Origin of the sequence: Candidatus Pelagibacter sp. (assembly GCF_052046145.1) — a bacterium.
Classification (GTDB): Bacteria; Pseudomonadota; Alphaproteobacteria; order Pelagibacterales; family Pelagibacteraceae; genus Pelagibacter.
Map to the genome: position 1 here is coordinate 990,416 of NZ_JBNGZR010000001.1, position 19,389 is coordinate 1,009,804.

Annotated in this window: 23 protein-coding genes; 18 read left to right on the forward strand and 5 right to left on the reverse strand. The window is 29.7% G+C overall.

Annotated features, from left to right (window positions below):
• The first annotated feature begins 8 nt into the window (after nucleotides 1-8).
• The 6 genes from uvrB to pgsA are packed head-to-tail and all read left to right on the forward strand — an operon-like array spanning nucleotide 9 to nucleotide 5,897.
• On the forward strand, nucleotides 9-2,183 hold the full coding sequence (gene uvrB, locus ACTT88_RS05330; RefSeq protein WP_440908277.1) for an excinuclease ABC subunit UvrB: 2,175 nt from the start codon (nucleotides 9-11) through the stop codon (nucleotides 2,181-2,183).
• Nucleotides 2,165-2,920, forward strand: coding sequence for an SDR family oxidoreductase (locus ACTT88_RS05335; protein WP_440908278.1), 756 nt, complete (start codon nucleotides 2,165-2,167; stop codon nucleotides 2,918-2,920). The genes uvrB and ACTT88_RS05335 overlap by 19 nt, the downstream gene beginning before the upstream one ends.
• Nucleotides 2,917-3,063: a hypothetical protein gene (locus ACTT88_RS05340; RefSeq protein WP_440908279.1), complete on the forward strand. Its 147-nt coding sequence runs from the start codon at nucleotides 2,917-2,919 to the stop codon at nucleotides 3,061-3,063. The genes ACTT88_RS05335 and ACTT88_RS05340 overlap by 4 nt, the downstream gene beginning before the upstream one ends.
• The gene (locus tag ACTT88_RS05345; protein ID WP_440908280.1) at nucleotides 3,063-3,488 is read left to right on the forward strand and encodes a dihydroneopterin aldolase; all 426 of its coding nucleotides are present in this window, start codon (nucleotides 3,063-3,065) and stop codon (nucleotides 3,486-3,488) included. The genes ACTT88_RS05340 and ACTT88_RS05345 overlap by 1 nt, the downstream gene beginning before the upstream one ends.
• Nucleotides 3,475-5,310: an excinuclease ABC subunit UvrC gene (gene uvrC, locus ACTT88_RS05350; RefSeq protein WP_440908281.1), complete on the forward strand. Its 1,836-nt coding sequence runs from the start codon at nucleotides 3,475-3,477 to the stop codon at nucleotides 5,308-5,310. Before ACTT88_RS05345 ends, uvrC begins: the two co-directional genes overlap by 14 nt.
• 2 nt (nucleotides 5,311-5,312) lie before the next feature.
• Nucleotides 5,313-5,897, forward strand: coding sequence for a CDP-diacylglycerol--glycerol-3-phosphate 3-phosphatidyltransferase (gene pgsA / locus ACTT88_RS05355; RefSeq protein WP_075485313.1), 585 nt, complete (start codon nucleotides 5,313-5,315; stop codon nucleotides 5,895-5,897).
• Here pgsA and ACTT88_RS05360 read toward each other — a convergent pair.
• Nucleotides 5,894-6,775, reverse strand: coding sequence for a branched-chain amino acid aminotransferase (locus ACTT88_RS05360; RefSeq protein WP_440643620.1), 882 nt, complete (start codon nucleotides 6,773-6,775; stop codon nucleotides 5,894-5,896). The two genes, pgsA and ACTT88_RS05360, sit on opposite strands and share 4 nt — an antisense overlap.
• Before the next feature lie 73 nt (nucleotides 6,776-6,848).
• Between ACTT88_RS05360 and ACTT88_RS05365 the strand changes: the two genes are divergently transcribed.
• From ACTT88_RS05365 to ACTT88_RS05375, 3 genes are read left to right on the forward strand one after another with little or no spacing between them, the layout of a single operon-like run.
• Nucleotides 6,849-7,286, forward strand: coding sequence for a MarR family winged helix-turn-helix transcriptional regulator (locus ACTT88_RS05365; protein ID WP_440908282.1), 438 nt, complete (start codon nucleotides 6,849-6,851; stop codon nucleotides 7,284-7,286).
• Nucleotides 7,279-7,956: a response regulator gene (locus ACTT88_RS05370; RefSeq protein WP_440908283.1), complete on the forward strand. Its 678-nt coding sequence runs from the start codon at nucleotides 7,279-7,281 to the stop codon at nucleotides 7,954-7,956. The genes ACTT88_RS05365 and ACTT88_RS05370 overlap by 8 nt, the downstream gene beginning before the upstream one ends.
• Nucleotides 7,937-9,256 (forward strand): ATP-binding protein, encoded by a 1,320-nt coding sequence (locus ACTT88_RS05375; protein WP_440908284.1) that lies wholly within the window; start codon nucleotides 7,937-7,939, stop codon nucleotides 9,254-9,256. Before ACTT88_RS05370 ends, ACTT88_RS05375 begins: the two co-directional genes overlap by 20 nt.
• Here ACTT88_RS05375 and ACTT88_RS05380 read toward each other — a convergent pair.
• Complete coding sequence (locus ACTT88_RS05380; RefSeq protein WP_440908285.1) at nucleotides 9,234-9,485, reverse strand: hypothetical protein; 252 nt, start codon at nucleotides 9,483-9,485, stop codon at nucleotides 9,234-9,236. The genes ACTT88_RS05375 and ACTT88_RS05380 overlap by 23 nt on opposite strands.
• A gap of 32 nt (nucleotides 9,486-9,517) precedes the next feature.
• On the opposite strand from ACTT88_RS05380, the gene lgt reads away from it, so the two are divergent.
• From lgt to ychF, 7 genes are read left to right on the forward strand one after another with little or no spacing between them, the layout of a single operon-like run.
• The gene (lgt, locus tag ACTT88_RS05385) at nucleotides 9,518-10,288 is read left to right on the forward strand and encodes a prolipoprotein diacylglyceryl transferase (RefSeq protein ID WP_440908286.1); all 771 of its coding nucleotides are present in this window, start codon (nucleotides 9,518-9,520) and stop codon (nucleotides 10,286-10,288) included.
• Nucleotides 10,275-11,327: an SAM-dependent methyltransferase gene (locus ACTT88_RS05390; protein ID WP_440908287.1), complete on the forward strand. Its 1,053-nt coding sequence runs from the start codon at nucleotides 10,275-10,277 to the stop codon at nucleotides 11,325-11,327. The genes lgt and ACTT88_RS05390 overlap by 14 nt, the downstream gene beginning before the upstream one ends.
• The gene (gene pgeF, locus ACTT88_RS05395) at nucleotides 11,324-12,082 is read left to right on the forward strand and encodes a peptidoglycan editing factor PgeF (RefSeq protein WP_440908288.1); all 759 of its coding nucleotides are present in this window, start codon (nucleotides 11,324-11,326) and stop codon (nucleotides 12,080-12,082) included. The genes ACTT88_RS05390 and pgeF overlap by 4 nt, the downstream gene beginning before the upstream one ends.
• 9 nt (nucleotides 12,083-12,091) lie before the next feature.
• Nucleotides 12,092-13,024, forward strand: coding sequence for a ribose-phosphate pyrophosphokinase (locus tag ACTT88_RS05400; protein WP_440908289.1), 933 nt, complete (start codon nucleotides 12,092-12,094; stop codon nucleotides 13,022-13,024).
• Nucleotides 13,025-13,069: 45 nt separating this feature from the next.
• On the forward strand, nucleotides 13,070-13,783 hold the full coding sequence (locus ACTT88_RS05405; RefSeq protein ID WP_440643626.1) for a 50S ribosomal protein L25/general stress protein Ctc: 714 nt from the start codon (nucleotides 13,070-13,072) through the stop codon (nucleotides 13,781-13,783).
• Between the two features lie 41 nt (nucleotides 13,784-13,824).
• On the forward strand, nucleotides 13,825-14,385 hold the full coding sequence (gene pth / locus ACTT88_RS05410) for an aminoacyl-tRNA hydrolase (protein WP_440908290.1): 561 nt from the start codon (nucleotides 13,825-13,827) through the stop codon (nucleotides 14,383-14,385).
• Nucleotides 14,385-15,458, forward strand: coding sequence for a redox-regulated ATPase YchF (gene ychF / locus ACTT88_RS05415; protein WP_440908291.1), 1,074 nt, complete (start codon nucleotides 14,385-14,387; stop codon nucleotides 15,456-15,458). Before pth ends, ychF begins: the two co-directional genes overlap by 1 nt.
• Here ychF and ACTT88_RS05420 read toward each other — a convergent pair.
• The 3 genes from ACTT88_RS05420 to petA are packed head-to-tail and all read right to left on the reverse strand — an operon-like array spanning nucleotide 15,435 to nucleotide 17,994.
• Nucleotides 15,435-16,214, reverse strand: coding sequence for a cytochrome c1 (locus tag ACTT88_RS05420; RefSeq protein ID WP_440908292.1), 780 nt, complete (start codon nucleotides 16,212-16,214; stop codon nucleotides 15,435-15,437). The genes ychF and ACTT88_RS05420 overlap by 24 nt on opposite strands.
• 1 nt (nucleotide 16,215) lies before the next feature.
• Entirely contained in the window at nucleotides 16,216-17,478 is a 1,263-nt protein-coding gene (locus tag ACTT88_RS05425) for a cytochrome b (protein ID WP_440908293.1), read from the reverse strand.
• Nucleotides 17,479-17,484: 6 nt separating this feature from the next.
• Nucleotides 17,485-17,994 (reverse strand): ubiquinol-cytochrome c reductase iron-sulfur subunit, encoded by a 510-nt coding sequence (gene petA, locus ACTT88_RS05430; RefSeq protein ID WP_440908294.1) that lies wholly within the window; start codon nucleotides 17,992-17,994, stop codon nucleotides 17,485-17,487.
• A gap of 92 nt (nucleotides 17,995-18,086) precedes the next feature.
• On the opposite strand from petA, the gene ACTT88_RS05435 reads away from it, so the two are divergent.
• Both ACTT88_RS05435 and hemF read left to right on the forward strand, forming a co-directional pair.
• Nucleotides 18,087-18,560, forward strand: a complete 474-nt coding sequence (locus tag ACTT88_RS05435) for a tRNA (cytidine(34)-2'-O)-methyltransferase (RefSeq protein WP_440908295.1) — start codon at nucleotides 18,087-18,089, stop codon at nucleotides 18,558-18,560.
• 1 nt (nucleotide 18,561) lies between these two features.
• The gene (gene hemF / locus ACTT88_RS05440; RefSeq protein ID WP_440908296.1) at nucleotides 18,562-19,389 is read left to right on the forward strand and encodes an oxygen-dependent coproporphyrinogen oxidase; all 828 of its coding nucleotides are present in this window, start codon (nucleotides 18,562-18,564) and stop codon (nucleotides 19,387-19,389) included.

The following is a 19,389-nucleotide window of genomic DNA, read 5'->3' on the forward strand; positions in this document are numbered from 1 at the left end:
TTTAATATATGGAAAATACTTATCAAGATTTAATTACAGATATTCAGAGTAAAAATCCTAAAATAGGTGGAAAACTGGAAGGTGGAAAAAAATTCAAAATTAAATCTGATTTTAAACCTGCTGGTGATCAGCCTGAGGCAATAAAAAAATTGGTAAATGGTGCAAACAAAGATCAATTTAACCAAGTTTTACTTGGTGTAACAGGATCTGGAAAAACTTTTACCATGGCTAAAGTTATTGAAGCTACTAATAGACCTGCCTTGATTTTAGCTCCAAACAAAACTCTTGCTGCTCAACTTTATGGGGAAATGAAAACCTTTTTTCCTGACAATGCTGTTGAATATTTCGTTTCATACTATGACTATTATACTCCTGAAGCTTACGTCCCAAGATCAGACACATATATTGAGAAAGAGGCCTCTATTAATGAGCAAATTGATCGAATGAGACATTCAGCAACCAGATCTCTTTTAGAAAGAGATGATGTATTAATTGTTGCAAGCGTTTCTTGTATTTATGGTCTCGGGTCTGTTGAAGCATATAGCAAAATGACTTTAACACTCCAAAAAAATTATGATTATAACAGAGAAGAAATAATTAAGTCTTTAGTTGCTCTTCAATACAAACGTAATGATCAAAATTTTTATAGAGGAACATTTAGAGCAAGAGGAGAATACTTGGAAATTTTTCCATCACATCTAGAGGACAGAGCTTGGAGGTTGTGTTTGTTTGGTGATAAGCTCGAACAGATAGAAGAGTTTGACCCCCTAACTGGTGATAAAGTAAGAGAATTAAGTTTAGTAAAAGTTTATGCTAATAGTCACTACATCACCCCAAAACCTACAATAGAGCAAGCAGTAATAAATATAAAAAAAGAATTAGAAATAACTTTAAAAAAACACCGTTCTGAAAATAAATTACTGGAAGCACAAAGATTAGAAGAGAGAACTAAATTTGATCTTGAAATGATTGAAGCAACTGGGTCTTGTGCTGGTATCGAAAACTATTCAAGATTTTTGTCAGGAAGAAAGCCAGGAGAACCCCCTCCTACTCTTTTTGAATACTTTCCTGATAATACTTTGATATTTGTAGATGAGTGTCACGTCACAGTGCCTCAACTGAATGGAATGTATAAAGGAGATAGATCTAGAAAAAGTACTTTAGCGGAATATGGATTTAGACTTCCTTCGTGTATGGACAATAGACCTTTAAAATTTGAAGAATGGGATTTAATGAGAACCCAAACAGTATTTGTTTCAGCAACTCCTGGACCATGGGAGTTGGAACAAACAAAAGGTAATTTTATAGATCAGGTAATTAGACCAACAGGATTAATTGATCCTCCTGTAGAAATAAGACCTGCAAAAAATCAAGTTGATGATTTAATGCATGAATGTAAGAGAGTAATTGAAAATAATCATAGAGTATTAGTAACAACACTAACTAAAAAAATGGCTGAAGATTTAACAGAATATCTTCATGAGAACGGTATAAAAGTAAGATACCTGCACTCAGATATTGATACATTAGAAAGAATTGAAATAATGAGAGATTTAAGAATGGGTGTATTTGATGTTTTGGTTGGAATTAACTTATTAAGGGAGGGATTAGATATTCCTGAATGCGCGTTAGTTGGGATTTTAGATGCTGATAAAGAAGGTTTTCTAAGATCTGAAACATCTTTAATTCAAACAATAGGAAGAGCAGCACGAAACGTTGACGGTAAAGTCATTTTGTATGCCGACAAAGAGACAAAAAGTATAAAAAAAGCAATTGCAGAAACTGAAAGAAGAAGAAAAATTCAATTAGCTTACAACAAGAAACACAAAATAGATGCAAAGTCGGTAAAAAAAGAAATTAGCGATATTTTAGAGAGTGTTTATGAAAAGGACTATGTCAAAATAAGTGAAGGTTCAAATATTGGTGGCAATCTTAAAAAACATCTTAAAGGTTTGGATAAAAAAATGAAAGAAGCAGCATCAAATTTAGAATTTGAGGAAGCAGCTAAAATACGAGATGAAATAAGAAAGTTAGAAAGCACCGAATTAGAAATTACATTAAATCCAAAAATAAGAAAGTATGATGTAAAGAATAAGCTTTATCCAAAAGGCAGATCAACTATGGGTATGCCAGGAACTAAAGTTACAAAAAAAAGAGATAAGAAATGGAAGCACGGAAAATAATTATTACAGGTGGAGCAACCAGAATTGGAGCTGCAATTGCAAAAAAATTATCTGGTCCTAATAAAGAAATTCTCATTCATTTCAATAAGTCAAAATTAAAAGCTGAGAAGTTAAAAAAAGAACTATCAAATGATGGTACTAAAGTTTACTTAGTTAATGGTGATTTGAGTAAAGAAAATGATGTAAATAAAATTGTTAAATATGCCAAATTAAAATTAAAATATTTTGATTGTCTAATTAATAACGCTTCTTTATTTGAAAATGATAAATTAGAAAACTTTACAACAGATAGTTGGGGGGAACATTTAAGAACAAATTTAAGAACTCCTGCATTATTATCAAAAGAATTTGCAAAAAATGTTAAAGGAATAAATAACAATATAATTAACATTATTGATCAAAGAGTGTTTAAACTTACTCCATATTTTTTTTCTTACACAATTAGTAAAACTGGACTTTATACTTTAACTAAAACTAGTGCTATGAGTTTGGCTCCTAAGATTAGAGTAAACGGTATAGCACCTGGTCCAACTATTAAAAATCAAAGACAATCTGAAAAACATTTTAGAAAACAATACTTAGCAACACCTTTAAAAAGACAAGTTGATGTGGAACAAATATGTAATGCTGTTGACTTTTTTATAAAAAATATATCTATTACAGGACAAGTTTTAGCAATAGATAGTGGGCAGAATTTAAACTGGCAAACACCAGATATAATGAGAAGCAAAGAATGAAAAAAATTAATCCTTTTCTTGCAGCAGCAATAATTTTAATTGGTGGTTTTTTTGCATTTAAAATAATGTCATTTTTTGGTTGCTATGTTCGTATTGAGGATGGGAATGCATGTTGGAATCTTACCATTTTTGGAACTAAATAATGAAAAAAAATAATTTAAAAATTGTCAAAATAGATAAAAATAAAACTTTATTTAATTATGAGAAAAAAATACTAATTAATGAGTTAATTTTAGATTTAAAACTTGGTTATTACGACTCTGAAAAAGAAAAATCACAAAAAGTAAAATTTAGTCTTGAAATAGACTATGAGGATAAAAAACCTTCTAGCGATAAAGATATAAAATCTATTGTAAATTATGGAACAATTGTAAAATTAATTACTAAACTTGTAAAAAAGAAACATTATAACTTTTTAGAAACCTTGGCAGAAGCTGTTTTTGATGAACTATTTAAAGACAAAAGAATTGCTAAAATAATGTTAAAAATTGAAAAATTAGAAATCTTAAAACAGTGTTCATCTGTTGGTATTCAAATTACCAAAAAGAGAAGCAATGATAAGTTCTGAATTAGGAAAAGACGTAATTAAAAAAGAGTTGCCTTTAGTGCCTAAACTCCCTGGAGTTTACAGGATGCTTAATGAGAAAAATGAAATTCTTTATGTAGGTAAGGCTAAAAATCTACCAAACAGATTAAAGAGTTACGTTGCTGAAAAAAATCATATAATTAGAACTGAACGAATGTTATCTCAAACTAGGAAGCTAGAGATAACAACAACATCTAATGAAAGTGAAGCACTGCTTTTAGAAGCGAATTTAATCAAAAAGTATAAACCAAAATTCAATATCCTGCTTCGTGATGATAAATCATTTCCTTTTATATTTATAAGCAACAAAGATAAGTGGCCCCAAATAAAAAGACATAGGGGAAAAAAAACAAAAGAAGGTTTTTACTTTGGACCTTTTGCTTCTGCTGGTTCTGCTAATTGGACAATCAAAATGATCCAAAAGATTTTTCATTTAAGAGTTTGTGATGATACCGTTTTTAAAAATAGAGAAAGACCATGTATTTTGTATCAAATAAAAAGATGTTCTGGACCGTGTGTTGGTTACATAAAAAAAGAAGATTATAATCAAACAGTAAACGACGCTATTGAATTTGTTTCAGGTAAATCTAGGAAAATTCAAAAAAATCTTTCTAATCAGATGGAAAAAGCAAGTGATGATCTTGATTTTGAAAAAGCTGTAATATTAAGAGATAGAATTAAAGCGTTAAACATAATTCAATCCTCACAGAGAATTAACGAAGCAAATTTAGTTGAGGCAGATGTTATTGCTGGGTATAAAGAATCTGGAAAAACTTGTATTCAAGTATTTTTTTATAGATCAAAACAAAATTGGGGTAATCAAGCTTTTTTTCCAAAACATGATCCAGATGAAAAATTTAGTGAAATCCTAAATTCATTTGTCTCTCAATTTTATGAAAATAAAAGTGTTCCTTCATCAATTATTCTTTCAGAAGAAATAAAAGAAAAAGTACTAATTGAAAAAACTCTGACACAAAAAGAAGGTAAACAGATAAATATTTCAGTTGCGAAAAAAGGATCAAAACTAAAGGTTATTAATCAGGCAATAAAAAATGCTAAAGATAGTCTTAATAGAAAACTTTATGAAAGTCAGAATAATAAAGAATTGTTTGATGCAGTAGCTCAAAAATTTAATTTAGAAAACAATATAAATTTAATTGAAGTTTACGATAATAGTCATATTCAAGGTACGAATAGTGTTGGAGCTTTAATAGCATATGGTGATGAGGGATTTATTAAAAAAAGATATAGAAAATTTAATATTAAACACAAAAAAAATGAGCAAGATGACTATGGAATGATGAGAGAAGTGTTGAATAGAAGGTTTAAAAGAGCAGTTCAGGAAAAAGACAACTACCTTGCTTTTCCAGATTTGGTTGTAGTAGATGGAGGAAAAGGTCAATATTCTGTTGCTAGAGAAAGCCTTAATGAACTAGGACTTCACGACATTCCAATTATTGCAATAGCAAAAGGTAAATTTAGAAATAGTGGAAATGAAACTTTTTTTCACAATGGCAAAGAATATAAATTCACTAGAAACGACCCTACCCTATTTTTTCTTCAAAGAATAAGAGATGAATCGCATAGATTTGCCATTAGTGCTCATAGAGCAAAGAGAAAAAAAGGTATCAGCAAATCTCTGTTAGACCAAATAGAAGGAATTGGAGCAATAAGAAAAAGAGCTTTATTAAATCATTTTGGATCTGCAAGATCGGTTGAGTCTGCTAGTTTAGATGAAATAAAATCTGTAGAAGGTGTTGAGGAAAAAGTAGCAAAAAAGATATATAACTTTTTTCACGAATAATTATGTTAAAAAAAATTCCAAACATATTAACGATAGGGCGAATAATAATTGTTCCATTTTTTGTTTTAGCTTTTTATCTTCCAGGATTTTATGGTGATCTTACTGCTTTAATATTATTTATTGTTGCATCATTTACAGACTTTTTAGATGGTATGTTGGCCAGAATGTTTGGAGTAGAGTCAAAACTGGGTGAATTATTAGATCCTATAGCTGATAAAATAATTGTAGCTACAGCATTAATACTTCTTGTTATGGATGGAACGATCAGAAATTATGAAGTAATTGCAGCAATTATAATTCTTACAAGAGAAATTTTAATTTCAGGTTTGAGAGAATTTTTAGCAAAAGGAAAAATAAAACTTCCTGTTTCAAATCTTGCAAAGCTTAAAACAGTATTGCAAATGGTATCGATAGCTCTTTTATTGTCTGGAGATACTGGAAATAAAATAATTAATTTTCAAGATTATAACGCACAAACAATAGGTATAATTCTTTTGTGGTTATCTGCTGCTTTAACACTTTTTACTGCATATGATTATATGCGAAAAGGTATTGATCACGCTATGTCTGAAGACAGTAAAGACTAGGCTGCTTTTTTCTTTCTAACTAATGCCTGATAACTTTCATTTAAATCAATAATAGTATCACAAACTTTAAACTGATTTTCAGCAATACAAGATACTGGTGTTACCTCTGCTGCTGTTCCTGTTAAAAAACATCCAACAAAATTAGGTAATTCAGTTGGACTAATTTTTCTTTCATGTACTTTTATATTTTTTGATTTCGCAATTCCAATTACAGTTCTTCTTGTAATACCATCTAAAAAAGAATCTGGTATAGGAGTGTGAATTTCTCCATTTTTATCTTTGAAAAAAATATTTGCTCCAGTTGCTTCAGCAATATTTCCCTCATGATCAAGCATTAAAGAATCTGTATATCCTTGCTTTTCTGCCTCGTGTTTTGAAAGTGTACAAATCATGTAAAGACCTGACGCCTTTGTATCCCACGGTATAGTATTTGGTGCTGGTCTTCTCCAATTCGAAATATTTAATCTTATTCCTTCTACTTTAAGTTTAGGATCAAAATACGATCCCCATTCCCATGTTGCAATTGCAACATGTATTTTTGTTTGTTGCGCAGAAATAGCCATCATCTCACTACCTCTCCAAGCAACAGGTCTTACATAACCATTTTCTACTTTTTGGGTTGCAATAATTTTATTTGATGCATTATTGATTTCTTCTTCTGTATATGGAATTTCAAAACCCATTCTTCTAGCAGAATGAAAAAATCTAGCTGTGTGCTCTTCCAATTTAAAAATTGAACCATCATAAACTCTCTCACCTTCAAATACACAACTAGCATAATGCATACCATGGCTTAAAACATGTAGTTTAACGTCAGCCCAATCAACTAATTCGTTGTTGTACCATATTTTTCCAGATCTCTTGTCGTAAGGTATCATGTATGAAAATTTTTTTAATTTATAACTGAAAAATATCTTTGTATCTTTAATATGTCAATATAACTTACCTATTATGAAAGAACTTTTATATTTAAAAGATGACCAGCTTAAAGATCTTATTGAAAAACTATTTGTAAGTTACAGAGAAACCTTTTCTGACTCTAAAAAAATATTAGATAGATATTCAATTGGTTTAGCACACCATAAAGTAATTCATTTACTGTCAATGTATGAAGGCATCTCAATTTCAGAGTTGCTTAAGAGATTAAAAGTCACAAAACAAAGCTTAAATCGTGTTCTTAAAGATTTAATTAAACTTGAAATCATCATTTTTAAAAAAGATGATAAAGACACAAGAGTAAAGCATGTTTTTCTTAACGATAAAGGTAAAAAAATTTTTAATGAAATTTTCAATTTACAAAAAAAGAGAATTTATAATGCTTTGCTAAATTCAAGTTCTGAAGAAGTAATAAATTTTGATAATGTAATAAGTAAGATAATTGATGGATAAATTTATCGCACATATACTAGTGGTTGATGATGATAATGGAATTAGATCTCTTGTAAAAAAGTATTTAAATGAAAATAAATTCTTAGTCACAACTGCAGAAAATGCAGAAAATGCTTTAGAGAAAATAAAAATAATTAAGTTTGATTTGATAGTTTTGGATATCATGATGCCAGGTAAAAGTGGGCTTGAATTTTTAAGAGAAAATAAAAAAAAATTAGATACACCGGTTATACTTCTGACAGCTAAAGGTGAAGCAAATGAAAGGGTCGAAGGGTTAGAGATTGGTGCTGATGATTATTTACCGAAACCATTTGAACCAAAAGAATTAATTCTAAGAATACAAAACATATTAAATAAAACTATCAAAACAGATCAAAAAAGGGTTATAGAATTTGAAAATGTGAAAATTGATTTGAATAAACTTTTAATATTTAAAAGTGAGAAAGAATTTAAGATTAATGCAACCGAAAAAACAATTTTAGAAAAAATGATTAATAATCCAGGTAAAACATTTTCAAGAGAAGATATTGGTCAATTAATTAATCTAGATAAAGAAAGATCAATAGATGTTATTATTACTCGACTTAGAAAAAAGATTGAAATTGATCCAAAAAATCCAAAATTTTTACAGACAATAAGGGGTGTGGGATATGTTCTCTGGATTGAGTGATTACTTTAAAAAAATATTACCAAAAAGATTATTTTATAGAGCACTCCTTATTGTTGCTATTCCAGTTTTAGTTTTACAACTAGTAATTACAATTGTTTTTTTTGATAGCCTTTGGATCAAAACAAACAAAGGCATGACAAGAACTTTGGTAAACGAAATTAGTACATTTATTGAAGCATATGGAAGTGAGCAAGAAAATAAACAGGAATTGTTAGATCTTTTCTCTATATTTTTAGATTTAAATATTGAATTTAAAAATAATGAAAAATTACAAAATACAGATACTGAAAGATGGTTTAGTCCTATAGACAGAACTTTAAGAAGAGAACTAAAATCTAAATTTGGGTTAGATGAATACTGGTTTGATACAACAAGTTATAAAGAATTAATTGATTTAAGAATTAAATACGAAGATGGTTATTTTAAATTTTTAGTGCCTAAAGATAGGGTTACAAGTTCTTCAGCAAGAATATTTGCGCTCTGGATCACTGTGCCTGCAATTATAATGGTGATCATTTCTCTAATATTTTTAAAAAATCAAACTAGACCAATTACTAACCTGGCTCGTGCGGCTGAGAGGTTTGGTAAAGGAGAAAATATTGAAGAGTTCAAACCTTCTGGAGCCCTCGAAATAAGACAAGCAGGACATGAATTTGATAAAATGAGAAAGAGAATTGAAAGACACATAAATCAAAGAACAGAAATGTTATCTGGAATAAGTCATGATTTAAGAACACCCTTAACAAGGATGAAACTACAATTAGCTTTTATAAAAGATAAAGAAACTGTTAATAAATTGACTGAAGACATCAATGAAATGGAGAAAATGTTAAATGAATATTTGCAATTTACTAGCTCATCATATGTTGAAAAAGATGAAATGTTTAATCTATCTGAATTAATTTCAGATGTTATTGAAAAATATAATAATGAAAATATTTCACAAAACTTAACACCAAGAATTTACTTTAATGGTAGGAAAAATTTAATTAATAGGTGTCTAAATAATCTAATTGATAATTCACTGAAATATGCAAATAATGTTGGAATTAGTTTAAGTAAAAAAAATACAAACTTATTCATTATTATTGATGATGATGGTCCTGGAATACCGAAAAATGAGTATGAAAATGTATTTAAACCTTTCTATAAAATAGATAAGGGTCGAGCAGACTCTAAATCAAGTGTTGGTCTTGGCCTATCAATTTCATCAGACATTATCAAATCTCATGGAGGTAATATAACGTTAGAAAAATCAAAAATGAATGGTTTAAGAGTTAAGGTTTTCTTGCCTGTTTAACTTTTTTATTTTTTTTTTTATCAAGTTTATTTATTTTATTTTCGAGATTCTCAACACGTTTTGAGAGTACTTCAAACTCATCTTTACTTGTAAGTTTCATTTTAAAAACAAACTCATCTCTTTTGGATTTTAAGATATTAAATAATTCAGTAGTTAAGTCTTTTGAAGATACTAATCCTTGCTCTATTAATTTAGCAAACTTATCAATTATAAATTTAGAATTTTTCATATTTAAGATATACATTATAAGTATTATTAAAAATGTTCATTAATAATTTTGACCCAGTAGCCTTAGAAATATTTTCTTTAGAAATCAGGTGGTATTCTTTAGCTTATATATTTGGAATTATATTAGGCTGGATTCTCGCAAAAAAATTATTTATCCAAGACATAGAAGTTAAAAATAAATTTGATGATTATTTAACTTATTTAATTATAGGTATAATTTTAGGAGGAAGACTTGGTTATATTATTATTTATAATTTAAGTTTTTATATAAATAATCCATTAGATATATTTAAAATTTGGCAAGGAGGAATGTCCTTCCATGGTGGTTTAATTGGAGTTATTTTCGCATCTATATTTTTTGCTGAAAAAAATAATCAAAACCCATTCTTATATATGGATATTGTCGCTTTAGTAGCTCCAGTGGGGTTATTTTTTGGACGAATAGCAAACTTTATAAATTCAGAGTTATATGGAACTATAACTAATGTGCCCTGGGCAGTAACATTTGTTCAGATAGATAATCTCCCTAGGCATCCCTCGCAATTATATGAAGCACTATTAGAGGGTTTATTTTTATTTTTATTATTAATTTATTTTAAAAACAAATTTTCAAATAAACCTGGTGTAATTTCAGGATTATTTTTAATAATTTACTCAATCTTCAGATTTATTGTTGAATTTTATAGAGTACCAGACGAACAGCTAGGTTATATATTTTTAAACTTAACGATAGGGCAAGTAGTAAGTTTAATATTTATATTATCAGGGGTAATCTTATTTTATTTAAAATATGAAACTCGCTAAAAAAAATAATTTACCATTAGATCAATTTATAAATTTTGCTCTTTACGATAAGGATAAAGGTTTTTATATGAAAAAGAATCCTTTTGGTGAAGATGGAGATTTTATTACTGCTCCCAATATCACAAGATTATTTTCAGAGATTATTGCAATTTGGACAATTACTTTTTGGAAAAGTTTAGGCTCTCCAAAAAAATTTAATTTGCTAGAACTGGGAGCTGGAAATGGCGAAATGATGAAAGTCATTGATGAGACACTTATAAATTTTCCCGAATGTTACAATGCCTGCAGTTTTGTAATTCATGAAAAAAGTGATTTTTTAATAAATGAACAAAAAAAAAATTTAAATTCTAAAAAATTTTCATGGTTAAAAGATATTGAAAAAATAAACTCTAACCCAACAATTTTTTTAGCTAATGAATTCTTTGATGCCGTACCAATCAAACAATTTTTTAAAAAAAAAGATGGTTGGTTTGAAAGATACGTGTTTATGAATGATGCAAAAAAAGCTGAATTTAAAGAAGAAAAAATAGATATAGAAAAAATTGAAAAATATCTAAATTTTGAAATATCAAAAAATCAGAACATAATAGAATATTCACCAGACACTTTTAAATATTTAAGAACAATTTGCGACCTAGTGCAAAAAAATGATGGAGGAATGTTAATAATTGATTACGGTTATGCAGACAGCAAAATGCATGAAACCCTTCAGGCGGTAAATAACCATAAATATTCTAACATTTTAGAAAATATTGGAGACTCTGATATTACTTACAATATAAACTTTCATTCTTTTGAGAAATTTATAGGTCAGTTTAAAGAAATTAATTCAATTTTTACAAATCAAAAAAAATTTTTAACAAGTATGGGTATTCTTCAAAGAGCAGAAATAATCAGCAAAAATATAGCATTTTCTAAAAAAGCAGATTTATTTTATAGGGTAAGACGTTTGATAGATGACAAGCAGATGGGTAAATTATTCAAAGTCATGCTTATAAAAAATAAGAAAAATAATTTTAGAACAGGTTTTCAAAATTGATAAAATCAAAAAAACTCTCAAAAATTAAAAATATTAAACATGGTTTTTTTAATAAAACTGGTGGTAAATCAAAAAAAATTTATAAAAGTTTAAACTGTGGTCCTGGTTCTAAAGACAATCCGTCAGATGTTAAAAAAAATTTAAAAATAGTTATAAAAAAAATAAAAAGCACCGCTAAAAGTATTTTTTTACTTCATCAAATACATAGTAATAAATTTGTTTATATTGATGAAAAAAACACATTTAAATCAAAACCAAAAGCAGACGCGGTAATTACAAATCAAAAAAACATGCCAATTGGTGTTTTAACTGCTGATTGTGTGCCAATTTTAATCTGTGATAAAAGAACAAAATTAGTTGCAGCAATTCATGCGGGGTGGAAAGGTGCATACAAAGATATAATTAGCAAAGTAATCCAATTTATGATCAAAAAAGGATCTAATCCAAAAAATATTACTGCAGCTATCGGACCTGCTATCTCGGCTAAAAATTATGAAGTAAAAGCAGATTTTAAAAGAAAATTTATAAAAAAGGATAAAAAAAATAATAAATTTTTTAAAATTAAATATAAAAAGCTTTATTTTGATTTACCAAAATATGTGAAATCATGTCTTTTAAAGAACAAAATAAAAAATATTGAGTCTTTAAATATTGATACATTTGATATTAATAATAATTTTTTTAGTGCAAGAAGAGCGTTAAGGCTAAATCATGATGATTATGGTAGAAATATTTCAATAATTATGCTTTATTAGGCTTTTTTAATGAAATTATTATCCGGAAATAGCAACAAACCATTAAGCAAGAGTATTGCTAAATATCTAAAATCTAAATTAGTAAACTCTAGTATTAGAAATTTTTCTGATGGAGAAATCTATGTGGAAATAAATGAAAATATTAGAGGTAATAGTATTTTTTTAATTCAATCTGTTTCATCTCCTGCAAATGATAACCTAATGGAATTACTGCTATGTATTGATGCTCTTAAGAGATCGTCAGCAAAAAATATTACTGCTGTTATTCCGTACTTTGGTTATGCTAGACAAGATAGAAAAGTTGCACCAAGAACCTCAATTTCAGCAAAACTTGTCTCAAATCTAATTACTAAAGCAGGAGCAGATAGAGTTGTTACTGTTGATTTGCATGCAGGACAAATTCAAGGATTTTTTGATATTCCAGTAGATAACTTGTTCGCAACACCTATTTTTGCAAGACACGTAAAAAAAAAGATAAAAAGTAAAAATCTAATTTGTGTTGCACCAGATGTTGGTGGTACTGAGAGAGCTAGAGCACTAGGAAAGATTTTAAATGTTGGACTAGCAATTGTAGATAAAAGAAGACCAAAGCCAGGTCAATCTCAAGTAATGAATATTATTGGAGATGTTAAAGGAAAAACTTGTATTCTTGTTGACGATATAATCGATTCAGGTGGTACAATTGTAAACGCAGCTAAGGCTCTTAAAGATCGAGGTGCCAAAGAAGTTTATGTTTACATTACTCACGGTGTACTTAGTGGAGAAGCTGTAAATAAAATTAAAAAATCAGTAATTAAAAATTTAGTAATAACTGATACAATTGATAACATGAACAGAGTTAAAGGTGCTAAAAACATTGAAGTTCTGTCAATTTCAGGGCTTATGGGAGAAGCAATTAAAAGAATATCTAATTCAACCTCAGTATCAGATTTATTCAAATAAATACCTTGAGTTATTAAGTAACTTGAGCTAAAAACCCTTGTTTTTATGAATTCATTAGACGCCAACATCAGAAATACCAAAACTAAAGGTGAATTAAACTCATTAAGAGATAATGGTAATGTGCCTGCTATAATTTATGGTGGTGAGGCTCAAAACGAGAAAATTTCAATATCTAAAAAGATACTCAAGTCACTAATTGAAAAAGAAAACTTTTTATCAAGCATCATAACTTTAAATGTTGATGGTAAACCTCAAAAAGTTCTACCAAGAGAAATAAAATATGACATTATTTCAGATGAACCAATTCATGTAGACTTTCTAAGAATAGTTTCAGGCATAAAAGTTAGAATTGAAGTTCCAGTAAAATTTTTAAATCATGAAAAATCTCCTGGTTTGAAAAGAGGTGGGGTTTTAAACATTGTAAGAAGAAAAGTTGAGCTAAAATGTCCAAGCGAAAAAATTCCTGAAAATCTTGTGATAGATCTTGATGGAGTTGATATTGGAGAGAGTTTTAAGATCTCTTCTATAAATCTTGACAGTGATGTTACTCCTACAATTCAAGGAAGAGATTTCGTAATTGCGACTCTAGCAGCTCCGACTGTTATGAAAGAACCTGAAAAACCTGCAGAAGCTGAGGCGGCTGAGGGAGAAGGTGCTGAAGGAGCAGAAGCAGCAGCAGCTGAAGGTGGAGATAAGCCAGCAGCTGAAGGTGATAAAAAAGAGGGTGAAGATAAAAAACCTGCTGAAGAAAAAAAATAAGTTAATTAAAATTGAATTTTATCCTCCAATATTAATATTTTATGCTTCTACTTGTAGGATTAGGTAATCCAACCCCAGACAGTGAAAACAATAGACATAATATTGGTTTCAAAATCATAGATGCAATAAATAAAAAATTTGGACTTTCAAAACAAAAACCAAAATTCAAAGGACTTCTTACAACTGGTAATGTTGGAGAACAAAAAGTTTATGCAATTAAACCTTTAACATTTATGAATAATTCTGGAATTTGTATAAGAGAATTAATTGAATATTTCAAAATAGATGCTGAGGATGTTATAGTTTTTCATGACGATCTAGATATAGAATTTGGAAAAATAAAAGCAAAATTTGGCGGCTCTGATGCTGGACATAACGGAATTGCATCAATAGATAAATTTATTGGTAAAGATTATTCAAGAGTGCGAATAGGAATTGGTAAACCAAAAGATAAAATGGAAGTTAGTGATTTTGTTCTTCAAAATTTTGATGAGGATGAAATGCTTGGATTGGAAAAAATTACCAATAACATCACAGATTCTATTTCAATACTTATCGACAAAAAATTAGATTTATTCTCTAGCACAGTAAATAACAAATAATGAGTTTTAAATGTGGAATTGTTGGTTTGCCTAATGTGGGTAAATCTACACTCTTCAACGCCCTTACTAACTCAAGCAAAGCCCAAGCTGCCAATTTCCCATTTTGTACAATAGATCCCAATGTGGGAGTAGTCCCCGTTCCAGATGAAAGATTAAACAAATTATCAGAAGTTTCAAAATCAAAAAAAACAATAAATACAACTATTTCATTTGTGGATATAGCTGGTCTTGTGAAAGGTGCATCTAAAGGAGAAGGATTGGGCAATAAGTTTCTATCCCACATTAGAGAAGTTGATGCAGTTATTCATATGATTAGATGCTTTGACTCGGAGGATATTCAAAATGTTAATCCGAACGTTGACCCAATAAGAGATCTTGAGATAATTGAAACTGAAATGATGTTGGCTGACCTAGAGTCTATCCAAAAAAGACTTGAAAAAAATAATAAAAAAAATGTGGACGAAGACCAGCTTAAGATTTTAGAGATTGCATTAGACTGCATTAATAATGACAAAGATATATCAATATTAAATTCTCAATTTGATACAAAACAACTTAATCAAAGTGGTCTTTTATCAATAAAACCAAAGATCTTTGTTTGTAATGTAGATGAGCAAAGCGTACAGGATGGAAATAAATATACTAAAGACTTCATCGAAAAATTTGGAAAAGATAACACCCTGATTGTTTCTGCAGACATAGAAAACCAAATTAATGAATTAGCAGAAGATGAAAAAAAAAATTATATGGATATGATTGGTTTAAAAGATACAGGTTTAAGTATGTTAATTCAAAAGGGGTATAAAATATTAGAACTTGATACATATTTTACCTCTGGACCTGAAGAAACAAGAGCGTGGACAATCCAAAAAAATTGTGCTGCACCTAAAGCTGCGGGAGAAATTCATACAGATTTTGAAAAAGGTTTCATTAGAGCTGAAACTATATCTTATGAGGATTTTGTAGCCAATGATGGATGGGTAAATTCTAAGGCTAACGGAAAAATGAGATTAGAGGGTAAAGACTATATTGTTAAAGATGGAGATGTATTAAACTTCAGATTCAACACGTGACCAGATTCTTTTCATACTAAAATAAACTAAAACAGTTAAAATAATTAAATAAACAATCGCTTTAAAGCCCATCTGATGTCGAGATTCTAAATGAGGTTCAGCTGACCACATTAAGAAGGTCGTTACATCTTTTGACATCTGCTCTACTGTTGCATTTGTTCCGTCACCATACTCTACTAATCCATCTGATAATGGAGCAGCCATTCTAATTTTATTACCATACATATATTTGTTGTAGTAAACTCCGTCATCTAAAGATACGTTGCTAGGAGCTTCTTCATATCCTTGCAATAAGGAATATATATAATCAACTCCACCTCCTCTAGCTTTAACCAAAACAGACATGTCTGGAGGGTATGCACCACCATTTGCCGCTTGGGCAGCTTTTACATTTTCATATGGCATTACAAATTTATCAGATAATTTACCTGGTCTTGTAAACATTTCACCATCTGAATTTGGACCATCAGTTACTTCAAATGAAGCTGCTATAGCTTTGGCTTGAGCTTCAGAGAATTCTGGCCCTCCTGGCTCTGCTAAATTTCTATAACTTAAATACTTCATCGAATGACATGAGGCACATACTTCAGTATAAACTTGGTAACCTCTTTGAAGAGAAGCTCTATCAAATTTTCCAAATACACCCTTAAAACTCCAGTCAGTTTTTAGATATTCTACTTTTTCAGCAGCAAAAGAATTCGAATTTGAAGTAATAAATAAGATTATTATAGAAAATAATTTAAATAAATTTTTCACCTTATTCTATTTTACTTTCTTTATTTCTGGCGGCAGCTAGATTTGGTGAACCACCTAGAACAGGTTCGGTAATACTTAGAGGCACTGGTAAAGTTTTTTCTTTAAAGCCTAGAACAGGAAGAATAACTAAAAAATGCAAAAAGTAATACGCTGTTGCAACTCGCGCTATCAACAAGTAAAGTCCCTCAGCCGGCATCGCACCCACATAACCAAGTATCAATACATCAGCAACTAATATCCAGTAAAATTGTTTATATAAAGGTCTGAATACCGCAGATCTTATTTTTGAGGTATCTAACCAAGGTAAAACCGCTAAGATTAATATTGCAGATAACATAGCCACAACTCCTAGCAATTTATCAGGAACTGATCTTAATATTGCATAAAAAGGTAAGAGATACCATTCGGGAACAATGTGTGCGGGTGTTACCATTGGGTTTGCCTCGATATAATTATCTGCGTGACCTAAAATATTTGGTGCGTAGAATACAAAGAAAGCAAACACAATCATGAACATCAACAAAGCAAAACCATCTTTAATTACTATGTAAGGATGGAAAGGTACAGTATCTTTAGAAGGTTTTTTTATATCTATTCCAACTGGATTGTTGTTACCAGGAACATGTAAAGCCCATATATGTAAAATAACTAATCCTAGAATTAAAAATGGAATTAAATAATGCAAAGTAAAAAATCTAGTTAACGTAGGGTTGTCGACTGAATAACCTCCCCACAACCAAGTGACAATACCCTCTCCAACTAATGGAATGGCGCTAAATAAATTTGTGATTACAGTTGCTCCCCAAAAGCTCATTTGTCCCCAAGGCAATACATAACCCATAAATGCAGCCGCCATCATTAGCAAATAAATAATTATTCCAATTATCCAAATTATTTCTCTTGGTGCTTTGTAAGAACCATAAAATAATGACCTGAAGATATGAATGTAGACTGCTAAGAAAAACATAGATGCACCATTTGCATGAATATATCTAATTAACCAACCATAGTTAACATCACGCATGATGTGCTCAACACTTTCAAAAGCCATATCTGCGTGAGCAATGTAATGCATTGCAAGAGTTAATCCGGTAACAATTTGAGTGATTAAGCAAAAAGTTAAAATTCCACCAAATGTCCACCAATAATTTAAATTTTTAGGAGTTGGATAATCTGTTAAATGATTTGCAAGAGTTAATAGTGGCAATCGATCATTAAACCATTGTCCTACCTTCGTTTTTGGTCTGTAATCGTGGTCACTCATTTTTCATTATCCAATTTTAATTGTATTTGCATCAACGAATTCATATTTAGGCACTTCCATATTCCAAGGTGCTGGTCCTTTTCTAATTCTTCCAGAAGTATCATAATGAGATCCATGACATGGGCAGAACCACCCATTATAGTCACCTTTATCATTTAGAGGTACACATCCAAGGTGTGTACATACACCTAACATAACAAGCCACTCAGGGTTTTTTGCTCTATCTTCATCTTTTTCTGGATGAATTAAATCTTCCATCTTAACATTTCTTGCCTCATCAATTTCTTCTTGAGTTCTTCTTCTTATAAATACTGGTTTACCCCTCCATAAAACAGTCAATGTATTTCCAGGTGTTAATGAACTTACATCAACCTCTGTACTGGCTAATGCTTTAACAGAAGCGTCTGGATTCATTTGATCTATCATTGGCCACACTACTGCAGCTGCGCCAACAGCTCCTAAAGCTGTGGTAGCTGTAAATAAAAAATCTCTTCTTTTTGTTTTTTTTTCAGACACTTTTAGTAGCTTTTATTATTATCTCTTTTTGATTTAAAATAGTTAATATACGAATTCATATAATATAAAATAATTATTTTACTACTGAAAGAATGACACAGAATTCAACAATTTTAGGACCCAAAATAGCTTTGTATGAGCCTGATATACCACAGAATACTGCTGCAATCATAAGAACCTGCGCTTGTTTGGGTACTAAACTAGAAATAATTGAACCATGTGGCTTTCTATTATCAGATAAACGATTTAAAAGAGTGGTTATGGACTATATGGACTATAGTCAAATAGAGTTTTATCAAAGTTCTGAAAAATTTTTTGAGGCAAAGAAGAAACAAAGGGTCGTATTGATGACAACTAAGGGTTCAGTAAATTATACTAAATTTAAATTTAAGCCTGATGATACTATTTTGTTTGGAAGAGAAAGTGCTGGGGTACCCGAAAAGGTTCATAAAATTATTAAAAATCGTTTAAAAATACCAATGAATAGTCAAGTAAGATCTCTTAATATTGCATCGTCTGTTGCCATTGTTTTGGCAGAAAGTTTGCGTCAAATAGAATTACTATAAAATGGATATTTCAATCAAAAAAGACTTAGCGTGTAACTGGTTTAAGCTATTACAAAATGCGATGTGCGACGACATTTTAAAAATTGAAAAAAATAAAGTAAAATTTGAATCAACTTCTTGGAAAAGAAGCAATACAAAAGATGAGGGTGGTGGCGAATATAGAATTCTAAAAAATGGAAAAATTTTTGAAAAGGTAGGGGTAAATTTTTCAAAAGTTTATGGAAAATTTCCTAAGCAATTTCAAAAGAATATACCAGGCGCAAGTAAAGATCCTAGATTTTGGGCATCAGGAATATCAATAGTTATGCACATGCAAAATCCACATATTCCTGCAATGCATTTTAATACCAGATTTATTTGTACAACAAAGAATTGGTTTGGTGGAGGAATGGATGTAACCCCAGCAATAAAAGATGAAAAAGAGAAGAAAAACTTTCATAAAATATTAAAAGCAATGTGCGATAGACATAATAAAAATTATTATAAAAAATATAAAAAGTGGTGTGATGAATATTTTTATCTACCTCACAGAAAAGAAGCAAGAGGAATAGGTGGAATATTTTTTGATTATAAAAATGATAATTTTGAAAATGACTTTAAATTTGTCAGAGATGTTGGTGTTACATTTCAAATGCTATTTAATGAAATAATTAAAAAAAAATTAAAAAGAAAATGGACTTTAAAAGATAAAGAGTTTCAGTATATTAAAAGAGGTCGGTACGCAGAATTTAATTTGCTTTATGATAGAGGAACAAAATTTGGGCTACAAACTGGTGGTAATGTTGAAGGAATTTTGATGTCATTACCTCCGGTTGCAAAATGGAAATAA